Origin of the sequence: Fluctibacter halophilus (genome assembly GCF_020687825.1) — a bacterium.
In the GTDB taxonomy this organism is placed as follows: domain Bacteria; phylum Pseudomonadota; class Gammaproteobacteria; order Enterobacterales; family Alteromonadaceae; genus Fluctibacter; species Fluctibacter halophilus.
In genome coordinates, this window is record NZ_JAJEWP010000001.1 from 1,201,388 (window position 1) to 1,213,624 (window position 12,237).

The 12,237-nt window shown below is 50.9% G+C and carries 14 protein-coding genes; 10 read left to right on the forward strand and 4 right to left on the reverse strand.

Translation table 11 applies throughout. From position 1 onward, the window contains the following. Nucleotides 1-29: 29 nt before the first annotated feature. The 8 genes from LJ739_RS05565 to rssA all read left to right on the forward strand — a co-directional run bounded on the left by LJ739_RS05565 (nt 30) and on the right by rssA (nt 7,588). Complete coding sequence (locus tag LJ739_RS05565; protein WP_229157862.1) at nt 30-509, forward strand: FixH family protein; 480 nt, start codon at nt 30-32, stop codon at nt 507-509. Further along, on the forward strand, nt 509-2,896 hold the full coding sequence (locus tag LJ739_RS05570) for a heavy metal translocating P-type ATPase (protein ID WP_229157864.1): 2,388 nt from the start codon (nt 509-511) through the stop codon (nt 2,894-2,896). The genes LJ739_RS05565 and LJ739_RS05570 overlap by 1 nt, the downstream gene beginning before the upstream one ends. Next, complete coding sequence (ccoS, locus tag LJ739_RS05575; RefSeq protein WP_229157866.1) at nt 2,897-3,115, forward strand: cbb3-type cytochrome oxidase assembly protein CcoS; 219 nt, start codon at nt 2,897-2,899, stop codon at nt 3,113-3,115. It begins immediately after the preceding gene. Then, a complete protein-coding gene (locus LJ739_RS05580) occupies nt 3,099-3,776 on the forward strand; it encodes a sulfite exporter TauE/SafE family protein (RefSeq protein ID WP_229157868.1) in 678 nt (225 codons plus the stop codon). Before ccoS ends, LJ739_RS05580 begins: the two co-directional genes overlap by 17 nt. A 14-nt stretch (nt 3,777-3,790) precedes the next feature. Beyond that, nucleotides 3,791-4,546: a fumarate/nitrate reduction transcriptional regulator Fnr gene (fnr, locus tag LJ739_RS05585; RefSeq protein ID WP_229157870.1), complete on the forward strand. Its 756-nt coding sequence runs from the start codon at nt 3,791-3,793 to the stop codon at nt 4,544-4,546. Nucleotides 4,547-4,623: 77 nt separating this feature from the next. Next, nucleotides 4,624-5,556 carry a universal stress protein UspE gene (gene uspE / locus LJ739_RS05590; protein ID WP_229157872.1) on the forward strand — a complete coding sequence of 311 codons (933 nt, stop codon included), beginning with the start codon at nt 4,624-4,626 and terminating at the stop codon, nt 5,554-5,556. Nucleotides 5,557-5,709: 153 nt separating this feature from the next. Further along, complete coding sequence (gene ttcA, locus LJ739_RS05595) at nt 5,710-6,621, forward strand: tRNA 2-thiocytidine(32) synthetase TtcA (protein WP_229157874.1); 912 nt, start codon at nt 5,710-5,712, stop codon at nt 6,619-6,621. Between the two features lie 16 nt (nt 6,622-6,637). Then, nucleotides 6,638-7,588 (forward strand): patatin-like phospholipase RssA, encoded by a 951-nt coding sequence (gene rssA, locus LJ739_RS05600; RefSeq protein WP_229157876.1) that lies wholly within the window; start codon nt 6,638-6,640, stop codon nt 7,586-7,588. 18 nt (nt 7,589-7,606) lie between these two features. On the opposite strand, the gene LJ739_RS05605 is transcribed toward rssA, so the two are convergent. Next, nucleotides 7,607-8,248 carry a DUF2987 domain-containing protein gene (locus tag LJ739_RS05605; protein WP_229157878.1) on the reverse strand — a complete coding sequence of 214 codons (642 nt, stop codon included), beginning with the start codon at nt 8,246-8,248 and terminating at the stop codon, nt 7,607-7,609. After that, nucleotides 8,245-9,036, reverse strand: coding sequence for a glucosaminidase domain-containing protein (locus LJ739_RS05610; RefSeq protein ID WP_229157880.1), 792 nt, complete (start codon nt 9,034-9,036; stop codon nt 8,245-8,247). The genes LJ739_RS05605 and LJ739_RS05610 overlap by 4 nt, the downstream gene beginning before the upstream one ends. Nucleotides 9,037-9,222: 186 nt before the next feature. On the opposite strand from LJ739_RS05610, the gene LJ739_RS05615 reads away from it, so the two are divergent. Beyond that, nucleotides 9,223-9,846 (forward strand): hypothetical protein, encoded by a 624-nt coding sequence (locus tag LJ739_RS05615; protein ID WP_229157882.1) that lies wholly within the window; start codon nt 9,223-9,225, stop codon nt 9,844-9,846. A 43-nt stretch (nt 9,847-9,889) separates the two neighbouring features. Here the strand turns inward: LJ739_RS05615 and LJ739_RS05620 are convergent, their stop codons facing one another. Then, complete coding sequence (locus tag LJ739_RS05620; RefSeq protein ID WP_229157885.1) at nt 9,890-10,537, reverse strand: LysE family translocator; 648 nt, start codon at nt 10,535-10,537, stop codon at nt 9,890-9,892. 1 nt (nt 10,538) lies between these two features. Next, complete coding sequence (cobB, locus tag LJ739_RS05625; protein ID WP_267494257.1) at nt 10,539-11,258, reverse strand: Sir2 family NAD+-dependent deacetylase; 720 nt, start codon at nt 11,256-11,258, stop codon at nt 10,539-10,541. A 131-nt stretch (nt 11,259-11,389) separates the two neighbouring features. Between cobB and LJ739_RS05630 the strand changes: the two genes are divergently transcribed. Further along, nucleotides 11,390-12,208, forward strand: a complete 819-nt coding sequence (locus LJ739_RS05630; RefSeq protein ID WP_229157888.1) for a MurR/RpiR family transcriptional regulator — start codon at nt 11,390-11,392, stop codon at nt 12,206-12,208. The last annotated feature ends 29 nt before the right edge of the window (nt 12,209-12,237 follow it).

Consider the following 12,237-nt stretch of genomic DNA (forward strand, 5'->3'; position numbering starts at 1 on the left):
GGCAGTCATTCACATTGGAAAGCATTCACATGCCCAAACCCTGGTACAAGCAATTCTGGCCGTGGTTTTTAATTACTATCCCACTGGTTTCGATGGTTTTGTCATTCACCATGTTAAATCTGGCCTTGAATACCAAAGACAGCCTGGTTGTTGATGACTATTACAAGCAAGGTAAAGGCATCAATCTCGAGCTGGTGAAATATCAGGAAGCCAAAGCGATGGGACTCACCGGACAACTGCGCGTGAGCGGAACATCATTGAGCTTTAACCTTAGCGGCAACATACCACCTCAAACCGGCACATTAAAACTGGCTTTTCGCCATGCCACACTCGAAGACAAAGACTTGATTGTCATGGCCAACCGCGATGCCAGCGGCGTATTCCGTGCGACATTGGATCATTCGCTGGCCGGTAAATGGCGTATCACGGTAATGCCCATCGACGAACAGTGGAAGCTGGCTGAAACCGTTGCCCTGCCCCGCAGTGATGCCATCACTTTCGTGCCCTGATGAATCTGCAGCCATCGTCTCAACAGTGTTTTCACTGCGGTCTGCCATTACCCGCAGATACAACATACAGCGCTACCGTGTGCGGAGAGTCACGGGCGATGTGCTGCCCCGGGTGTGCTGCGGTGGCCGAGGCCATTTGTTCATCGGGTCTTGACGATTATTACCGTTTCAGAAGTGACTTTGCCGCCCAGGGCGATACACAGTTGGCTGGCACACTGGACAAGCTTTCGGTGTTTGACCATGCCGATATTCAAGATGAGTTTGTGGTCGATAGCGGCAATAAACAAACCATTCAGCTTTCCATAGACGGCATCAGTTGCGCGGCTTGTGGCTGGCTGATTGAAAAACAATTGGCCAAAATCGAAGGGATCCTCCAAGTTGCTGTTAACGTTTCCGCCCGTCGGGCAACAATCAGCTGGGATCCTCAACGACTGAAGCTCAGTCAAATCCTGGCATCCATTGAACAGATTGGTTACCACGCACTGCCCTTTGAACCGGATCAGCACGAACGCCTTTACCAGCATTCCAGCAAAACCCTGTTAAAGAAGCTTGGGCTGGCGGGTTTAATGACCATGCAGGTCATGATGCTGGCCATCGGGTTGTATTTTGGGTTATTTGGCGACATCGAGCCTGATGTAAAACAGTATTTTCACTGGCTGAGTCTGTTGCTGACCACACCTGTTGTGGTGTATGCGGGCAGCGGCTTTTTTGTCAGTGCCTGGAATGCCCTGAAAGCGCGGTTCCTGAATATGGACGTTTCGGTGTCGTTAGCCATTCTTGGCACCTACCTCGCCAGTGGCTGGGCAACTGTGACCGGTGATGGCGACATCTATTTTGAATCGGTATGCATGTTTGTCTTCCTGCTGTTGGTAAGCCGCTATCTGGAACAACGCAGTCGATACCGTTCAGCACAGGCCTCCGCCAACATGCTAAAACATATCCCCGTTTCTGCCACTATTGTGGAAGGTAGCGAACAACGTTTGGTGCTGGCCAAGCACCTTACCATTGGCCAGCAGGTATTGGTCAAAGCCGGTGAGACGGTCCCCATTGATGGCATTATCCATACCGGGCACAGTGACATCGATGAATCGATGCTAAGCGGCGAATTTGAACCGGTCAGTAAATCTCAGGGTGACCCTGTTTTTGGCGGGACGGTCAATCAACAGTCACCACTGATCATTACCGTCAGTAAGACCCTTAAAAACGCGTTGGTAAATCAGATCATTCGTATGCAGGAGCTGGCCATGGCCCAGAAGCCTGCCATCGCTCACTTTGCCGATCGCACCTCCCGACATTTCATTGCGCTGGTATTGATCATCGCCGCGGCAAGTTACATCGCCTGGCAATGGATCGATCCCCAGCAGGCGTTCTGGATCCTCATCGCCGTGCTGGTCGCAACCTGCCCTTGCGCACTTAGCCTTGCCACACCCACGGCATTGACCTGCGCGGTGGCACGATTAAACAGGCACGGATTATTGATCAAACGTGCTGATGTGTTGGAGCAGGTACTTGACGTAAAAGAAGTGGTTCTGGATAAAACCGGCACCCTGACCAAAGGCCATTTTAGCCTGTCTCACACCTGGCAATGTGCTGACATTCCTAAAGACCGTTTACTGCAAATCGCAACCAGCCTGGAACAGGTGTCCGAACACCCTCTGTCGAAAGGGTTTAATCACCCTGTCCCCTTGCCCGTTAGTAGCGTCACCGTTGTTCCGGGGGGCGGCATTGAAGGTACAGTTGATGGGATCACCTACCGGATCGGTAACTGTACCTTTGCAGGGCAAGATTGTGGCAATGACTATGTCATGGCAAACGTGTTCCTGTCCGCCAATGGCGTGCTATTGGGCGCGTTCTCGTTAACGGACGAAATCAGAGACAACGCTCAGGCCTTTGTCGATAGCCTGGCACCGTTGCCCACCACACTGTTGAGCGGGGATCGAGAAGCTCAGGCGATCCGGGTTGCCAAAACCCTTGGTATCGACACTGTGCTGTGGCAGCAATCGCCGGATCAAAAGGTCAGCTACGTCACCCAACAACAGCGAAAACACCCGGTAATGATGATGGGAGATGGCATCAATGACGCACCCGTATTGGCCGCGGCGAGTGTTTCAATCGCCATGGGCAATGCGGCGGATATGGCCAAGCGCTCTGCCGATGTGGTGTTGCTTGGGGATAATCTTCCCGTCATTGCTGACCTGTTTTCAACTGCCCGCGACAGTCGCCGCATCATCAAACAAAACATGGCATGGGCACTCGGATACAACGTAGTCATATTGCCGTTGGCCGTCTGCGGGCTATTGACGCCCTGGCTCGCTGTCATTGGCATGTCACTCAGTTCTATACTGGTGGTGTCTAACTCCACACGACTACTCAAGGAACGAATTTAGATGAGTATCATTTATGTGTTGATCCCCATTGCCATTGTGCTGGTACTGGTCGCTATTGGTGTTTTTTTCTGGGCGGTAAAAAGTAATCAGTTCGATGATCTGGAGCGCCAGGGCTACAGCATCTTATTCGACGATGATGTGAAGGACACAAATAACAATAACACCTCAAAAGTCCCATCGGGTCAGCCAAACAAGACCGACGATGACAACCGATCTTAACCTTGTTTCAGCCTTTTTGATTGGGCTGGCCGGCAGTGTTCACTGTATCGGTATGTGCGGCGGGGTCGTCAGCGCATTAAGCTTTGCTATTCCTCGCCAAAAAGCCGCCTGGCCCTATCACCTGGCGTATAATTTTGGACGCATTTTCAGTTACTCGGTGGCCGGCGCCATTACCGGCAGTCTGGGCGGTATCGCCACCTACGGCATTTCAGGTGCCGGCGTTTGGTTGGGCATGATCAGTGCAATATTTCTGATCTTGCTAGGTCTGTATCTTGGCCAGTGGTGGACCGTTCTGAGCCGACTCGAAAGCCTTGGCCATCGCATCTGGCGACGCCTTCAGCCACTGGGTAAACGTTGGGTACCGTTCAAGAACCCCTTTTATGCGCTGGGCTATGGTATCGTTTGGGGCTGGCTGCCCTGTGGCTTGGTCTATTCAACACTGACCTGGAGCATGGCAAGCGGTTCAGCGCTAATGGGGGCTGGTGTTATGTTCGCGTTTGGCCTGGGTACCCTGCCGGCACTGTTAACGGTCGGCAGCAGTGCTACGACAGTGCGAGAATTAATGGCTAACGCCTTGTTTCGAAAAACAATCAGTCTGATTTTGGTGCTCACAGGGTTGATATTGTTGGGTGCTAACGTACATAATGCCTGGGTCAACTAACGGATTTCGGGCTTATGAGCGATAACTTCACCATCCGCTGCCAAAACTGCAGTTTCAGTCACTTGTGTATTCCGGTCTCGCTGGATCAACGGGAAATGGCATCATTGGATGACATCATTCAACGTAAGCGGCCGTTACATAAGAATGACAAACTCACCGAGCCTGAAATGCCGTTTACGTCGCTGTATGCGGTGCGCAGTGGTTCATTTAAGTCGTATATCATGGCCAAAGATGGTGAGCAGCAAATCACCGGCTTCCATTTGCCCGGTGATATTATCGGCTTTGATGCCCTGCGCAATAACGAACATCAGAGTTTCACACAAGCCATGGAGACCTCTATGGTTTGCGAAATCCCTTATCAGACACTGGATCAGATCAGTGCTCAGCTTCCAACCTTGCGTCGTCAGATGATGACCATGATGAGCACCGAAATCAAACAGGATCACGATTTGATGATGCTGTTGAATAAACGCAATGCTGAGGAACGATTGAGCCACTTTTTACTCAATCTCTCACAACGATTTGCTGCCCGAGGCTTTTCTGCCCAGGCATTTAACCTGACCATGACCCGCAACGAGATCGGCAATTATCTGGGGCTAACGGTTGAAACCGTCAGTCGCTTGCTGAGCCGTTTTCAGAAAGAGGGTCTCATCCATGTTGACGGTAAACTGATCGAAATTCTCGATCAGGATGCGTTAAAACAAAAACTCAGTGAACACAAAGCAGACCTGACCCCCTGCCACCCAAAAACGGTGATCGCTGATCTATAACAACGTTTTGGTTGGAAAATCGGTTAATCTGTACATACACTTTATTCAGCTAACGCATTGTACAGGAAAAGAAAACCATGGGATTTTTCAGCAAAATACTGGCCGTCATAGACCCTGAAACAGACCAACAGAAAGCCCTCAAACGGGCAGTGGAATTGGCGCAAAAGACCAATGCCAGTGTAACGGCGTTCCTGACGATCTATGATTTCTCCTATGACATGACCACCATGTTATCGGTGGAAGAACGCGAAACCATGCGTCAGGCAGTGGTCGATGACCGGACTGACTGGGTGTCTGCATTGATCGAGCACCAGGTCGACACAGACCTCGTAGCCGTAGACATCAAAGTGGTTTGGCATAATCGGCCTTATGAAAGCATCGTATTGGAGGCCATTGAAAGCCAATATGATCTGATCGTCAAAGGCACGCAAGATCACGACACCCTCAAATCCGTTATCTTCACGCCGACCGATTGGCATTTATTACGTAAAGCCCCTACGCCGGTATTGCTGGTGAAAGAGCATGATTGGCCTCAGGGTGGCCAGATCATCGGTGCGGTGAATGTCGGAACTGACGACGAGGCCCATGCGCAATTGAACGATGTGGTTACCGAAACAGCCCAAACCATGGCAGAACTGCTCAAAGGTACCGTCAATCTGGTTAATGCATATCCCGGCACGCCGGTAAACATTGCCATCGAAATTCCTGAATTTGATCCCAAAGGTTACCGGGATTCAGTCAAGGCCTATCACACAGAGTCGATGCAAAAACACATCAGCCGCTATGACATCAGTATGGACCAATGCCATATTCGTGAAGGTTTGCCTGAAGATGCAATTCCAGCGGTTGCAAAACTGATTGACGCCGAACTGGTAGTGATTGGCACCGTTGGTCGGGTTGGGATATCCGCAGCGCTTATCGGCAATACCGCCGAACATGTTATCGATCGCCTCGATTGCGATGTGCTGGCGTTAAAGCCAACCGGTTTTGAATCCCCGATACGTCCTTAACCCCCTTCAGACTTCAAAAGGGCGACCGCTGAGTCGTCCTGTTTTTATTATCCCCCCGCCGAGGCAGTGTAAACGGATTTCATTCGCTGTAAATTTCGCTATAATTGCGCGCCCCGTAATAACGGGTTCAGATTCAAACGATGTGGTGAGCCAATGAAACCTGTAGATTCCCTGACCAGCAAACAAAAATACAGTTTTAATAAACTGCAAAAACGTCTGCGTCGCAATGCTGGCAAAGCGATCGGTGATTTCAACATGATTGAACAGGGAGACAAGGTCATGGTATGCCTGTCCGGTGGCAAAGACAGCTATACCATGTTGGATATTCTGCTCTACCTGCAAAGGCATGCGCCTATCGATTTTTCGATTGTCGCTGTTAACCTGGATCAGAAGCAACCCGGATTTCCAGAAGAGGTGTTGCCAAAGTACCTGTCCGAGCTCGGTATCGACTATCGCATTGTCGAAGAAGACACCTACTCCATCGTGACCGACAAGATTCCGGAAGGCAAAACCACCTGCTCGTTATGCAGTCGTTTGCGTCGAGGTATCCTGTACCGAACCGCAAAAGAACTGGGGGCCACCAAGATCGCCCTCGGCCATCACCGCGATGACATGCTAGAAACACTGATGTTAAACATGTTTCACGGTGGCAAAATGAAAGCAATGCCGCCCAAGCTGATCAGCGACAACGGTGAACACATTGTTATCCGACCGTTGGCCTATTGCACCGAAAAAGACATCGCGCGCTACGCTGAATTGGTGGATTTCCCCATTATTCCCTGTAACTTATGCGGCTCTCAGGAAAATCTGCAACGCCAGGCTGTCAAAGCCATGCTTCAGCAATGGGACAAACAGTTCCCTGGTCGAATCGAGAGCATGAGCCGGGCAATTGGTAATGTCGCACCATCCCACCTGGCAGACCCGCGGTTGTATGATTTTGCCGGCTTAAAAACCCAGGACACGCCGTTTGAAGATGGCGATACCGGATTTGACCCGGTCAGTTTTGAATCACCGTCGACAGCAGACAGCGAACAACAGCGGGTTCCCATCGTAAACCTGAGTTAACAGACAAGGAGGCAGTATGAAAATCGGTCTGGCGTTAGGCAGTGGCGCAGCGCGCGGATGGGCCCATATCGGTATCATTCAGGCCCTTGAAGAACTCGGGATCAACATTGATGTCGTTGCAGGCTGCTCCATCGGCGCTTACGTTGGCGCGGCTTATACCAGTGGAAAGCTGCAACCCCTTGGAGAATGGGCCAGTTCTTTGACGGAATGGCAAGTGTTGTCACTGATGGGCGTTGGCTTACGCAAAGGCGGTCTGGCCAGCGGACAGAAGGTGTTCCAGGTACTTGAAGAGCAATTCAGTGCAACCCACTTCAATGAGCTGGACAAACCCTTTGCCGTGGTCGCCACCGATTTGTACAGCGGTAAAGAAGTCAGCTTTACCGAAGGTGCAATTAATCCGGCCGTGCGTGCCTCCTGTGCCATCCCAGCCCTTTTCCCGCCATCTGCAGTTGATGGTCGTTGGTTGGTGGATGGCGCGGTTGTTAACCCTGTTCCGGTCAACCTTTGCCGGCAGTTAGGTGCTGACTTTGTCATCGCCATAAACCTCAGCGCCGATTTTCGCCCACAGCTACTGGAAGAAACCAAGGTTGAGCATGAAAAAATTCAGCAACGTACCAATGAATTTTTCCGTAAGAGCCATGCCATCGTGCAGCAATGGTTCAAAGGCAAAGACAAGGACGACGAAACAATCGACGATGACACCCTAAGCGATGAGCAGGAGTTGCAACAAATGCCTTCATCCCCTGCCCCCAGCATCATCGGTGTCATGTCCAGCTCACTAGAAATTTTGCAAGCTCGCGTAACCCGTTCGCGGCTGGCCGGCGACCCGCCTGACATTCTGATTGAACCTCAATTGCGTGATTTTGGCATTATGGAATTTCACCGCGCGCAGGAACTTATCGAAGAAGGGCGACGCAGTGTAGCCCGCGTCGCAGAGCAGATTAAATACCAGTTGCATCTCGACTGACGCAGCCGCCCGTCACGATCATTCGCCGTCAGTAATGGCGGTAATGCGCTTGGGTAGTGTACCGAACTCGATAGCCTCACCCTGAGCGATGATTTGTTCAGGCAGAGTCAGTGTACCATCGGTGACGGTGACGTTTGTCAGCGACGTACTCACCTCTCCATCAAACCAGAACTTCAAGCCAACGGCATCGGGCATCATAAACGACAAAAAGCCCCCCATGTCATCAAAAAATGCACGGTACTGATCCAGCAATAATGTCAGTTCTTCAGACTGATAGTGGGTTTTAAGGTATTCCGGCTTGGTTTCCAACAACACCGACATATCACATTGGTTAGACGGTTCTGTCAGTTCAATCCTGACGGTAGCCTGTGCCAGTTTAAGGGCTTTTTCATACGGCAAATGGAAGCGTTGTTCCGGGGTAACCACCAACGGAATGTCTTGTTTATCGGTATGCACCAAGGCGTTTTCTATATGACACAGGGTCGACGTTCCAACGTGTTTAAAGCCGAACGAAAACTGCAGTGCAGTCAGGTCTTCGTTATCCAGTTTCCGTAAATGGCTATAAAAGCTGGCGTATTCAACCTCAAGGGGATCTGCGCACACGGCTGAGCTGAGCAGTGCCACTGCACTGCCCATCAATAAGGATTTTAGGGGGGTCATACTTGCATGTACTTCCTGTTGTAACGGATCATTTGAAGCAGTTCATCAATGTAGGCCTGACCACGCTCTGAATAACGCGACAGCCCCTGCACGAGCGCTTCAGCAGTGATGTCTTGCTGGTTTTGGCGTAAACTGGCGCGGATATCACGCAGTTCTTTGTACGCATAATGACGGTTCAGATTGCGTATATAGGTCATCGTGGCATGTGACAAATCTCGGAACTTGGCGACCTCATGGGCTGCGCCGTCGTTGCGCTGTTTGGGTACGAACCCACAACCGCGTTTAAAACACCACAGGCCAAAGAAGTTATAGCCACGGCGGGCAAATCGGCTGGTTCCCCAGGCAGACTCATTGGCCGCCTGCGCCAGTACCAGTTCGGGGGGAATGATATCCGCCCTGCGCAATAAGACTGTCAGTGTTTCAGACAGGCTGTTATCTTCTTTGATTTTGTATTTTTTTGCCAGCGTATCTACCCGTTGTTGCTGTGCGGGACTTAATGTTTCACCACGGGCAAGCTTGTCCTGCATTCCCATCACAAAGTGGCGTTCCGCCAAAACCTGCTCATTCTGGCGGTGAATTTCTGGCAACAGATAGGAAAAAAACGCCTGCTTCTTAGTTTGGACGTCACTGATCGCCGCAAAATCAGGAATGCCCGGCGCGAGTTTTTGTTTGCTGGTACCCGGCTCAGGCGATGTGCGTTCTATCCACGGGTACAATGCTGCATAGGCCGCCATGAACCAGAAAACGGCCAATAGCACCCGTTTGGTTGTTGATGATCCAGTGTGCATTGAAACTGCTTGCCCGTTCGTCATAAAGCCTCCAGACTCTAGCCGCATGGTTTACCCTTTCTATCCAGTATAACGAATTCAACGACAACACAGTAGTCTGGGCATAAAGACATTTTTTTCATGCGGTTTAAACCTTTTCTCAATTGCTGGCGACAAACCGGATAACAATACCAACAGGAAATAATCATGAACTACCCTTTACGCGCTATTGCACTAGCCATCCCATTGTCCTTTGCAGCGCATGCGTCAGCCTGGACTGACCAGGTAACGTTGGAAGATAGTTTTGTCGTTTCAGCCAACGACACCTTGATACTGGACGTTGGCGTTGGCCAGGTAGACGTCAAAACCCACGATGGTGATACGGTTTCAGTCACCGTTGAAGTTGAACCGGCCTCCGATGGATTTTTTGGTGATCATTTTGATTTTTCTGATACAGAGATCAGTAAAACCACCGACGGTTCACGCATCAGCCTGATGGTGAAAGAAGAAGACACCAAGCAACGCTGGACATTGAAAGTACCCGCGTCGATTCATTTTAAGCTGGACATGGGCGTGGGCGAAGCTGACATCACGGGCCTTCGCCAGAATATCAGTGTGGATGTCGGTGTTGGCGATGTTGAAGTTGACCTTGGCGGGAATGACTACGGTTCCATTGAACTTGAAACCGGTGTCGGTGACGCTGATTTGGACGGTTTCAAGGGCGCGCGTGAAATTCGCCAGATGGTTAGCCAAGAGGTTCAGTGGCGTGGAGACGGCCAATATGACATCGAAATTGATGTCGGTGTCGGCGACATTGATGTGAACAACTAACGCGTTGAGGGCCCCGCATCGTTAGGGGCCCAACCTATTCGGTTCAGGTTATGACCAGTTTTACTGCCAACGCCACCAGAACCGCGCCCATCACCCGGTCAAACCAGTAGCCCTTTTTGCCAATAAACGAGCGTACTCTCTGAGCACTTAAAAACCACGATAAGGTGCAGAACCACACGCCGGTGGCGAAGGCCAGGTACACCCCGTACGCTGACTTAACCACAAACGGTGTTTCAGGCGACACCGCGACCGCAAATACCGACAAAAAGAACAACGTCGCCTTGGGATTAAGGCCGTTGGTCACCAACCCGACCAAAAACGCCTTTCTGTCGGTCAGCTTGTCCACACTGTCATGGGTAACCGGCCCTTCTTCTGTCGTTGATCGGGCGGGAGGTGCGCTACGTAACGCTTGCCAGCCAATGAACAACAAATAGGCTGCGGCAACATAGGTCAATGCCGAAAACAACCACGGTGTGGTTTTAATCACCAATCCAATGCCGAGCAACGAGTACACCACATGGATTAGAATACCCACACCAATGCCGATACTGGTGTACATAGCGGCACGCCGGCCATGCCGAATACTGTGTCGCAAAACGATGGCAAAATCCGGTCCCGGACTGGCAACCGCGAGTAGATGGACCGCGGCAATGGTCAGGAATTCAAGCCAATACAACCCAACAACCTCCAACCTAGTTCTCCTTTAACATTCTTTCGACAAAGCGCGGCACCACAACCGTTGCAGGCCCATAGTCGTGTTCATCAAACAATGTGTTTGTATCACTGGCCTTGAGGTTCAGTTCGACAGCATGTGCGCCACATTGCGAGGCCATAGCGACAAAACCTGCAGCAGGATAAACCTGGCCCGACGTACCAATGGCAACAAACACATCCGCGTTATACAACGCTTTTTCAATCCTATCCATGTGCATCGGCATTTCGCCGAACCAAACGATATCGGGCCTGACCGGACTGGGTGGGTCACAGCACTGACAGCGACTGGTCGCATCGAAAGGCTCTTTACAATACACCGCTTGGTTTGAACGGCAGCACCGTTGGCTGAGCAATTCGCCATGCATGTGCAGCACATTGCTGCATCCCGCACGTTCATGCAGATCATCAACGTTCTGGGTAACCAGTGTGACGGTACCCTGACGCCATTCTTTCTGAAGCCGGGCGACAGCATGATGCGCCAAGTTGGGTTTTACCGCCTGTTGCTGTAGTTGCGCGCGACGGGCATTGTAAAAACGGTACACCAACGCCGGATCGCGAGCAAAGGCTTGTGGAGTAGCGACATCTTCAATGGCGTGTTGCTCCCACAAACCATCATTGTCCCTGAAGGTCTTTAATCCCGACTCTGCAGAAATGCCGGCCCCGGTTAAGATCACTATATTGCGCATTCGCCGCATCATCCACGCCCATCCAATGTCGCAAAACATGCTATCACTCCAACCGGATAAAACAAACGCCGTGGCACAAAAGCCTTAACATCACCCGTAATTTGGGTACACTCAATGCATCTCGCGCAATCACGGAACCTTTGGTGAGTAAAACAATTCCCTTCGTTGCCCGCATTGAGCAACAGTATGAAAACCTGTCGCCTAACGCCCGTAAAGTGGCGAATGTACTGCAGCAGAACCCCCTTGCGGTATTGCAAACCTCGGTCGAAGAAATCGCTGAGGTCAGCCAAACATCAAAGGCCACCGTTAGCCGCTTCTTCAGACAGTTGGGGTATGAATCTCATCTTGATGTAAAACGGGAATTGCGTCAGTTAAGAGACAGCGGCTACCCCCTGGCTATCACACCGACACAGGGGGATTTTGTTGAAGATGAACTGATCAAAATTCGTCAAACACTGGAAAACATCAATAAAGAAGATGTTGAAATGTTGGTTCAACGGATTTTATCGGCACCGCGCATCACCCTGATTGGTTTCAGAAACAGTTATCCGATTGCTTTACATTTCCGACAACAGCTACTGCAAATACGGGATAAAGTCCGACTGCTGCCCCAACCAGGACAGACCTTGGGTGAAGAGTTGCAGGATACCCACAGTGACGAGCTCGTGATTGTCATCGGCTTTCGTCGACGTCCACGGGTTATGCCCCACTTGATTGAGCAATTGCAACAACACCAGGTCGTCATGATTGGAGACCCCTCGGCGCTGATCTACAAATCCAAAGTGACCCAGTTGCTGATTTGTCAGTTGGGACAGGAACTGCCTCTGGACAGTTATGCTGCACCGATGAGCCTGATCTCGATGGTCTGTAACGAAGTGCTGAATCAACGCCCCACCGCAAATTCACGAATAAAAGCCATCTCTCGGCTATATTCAGAAATGGAAGAATTGGAAGCTCAATAATATTTCACTTGACTATATAGTGAAACATT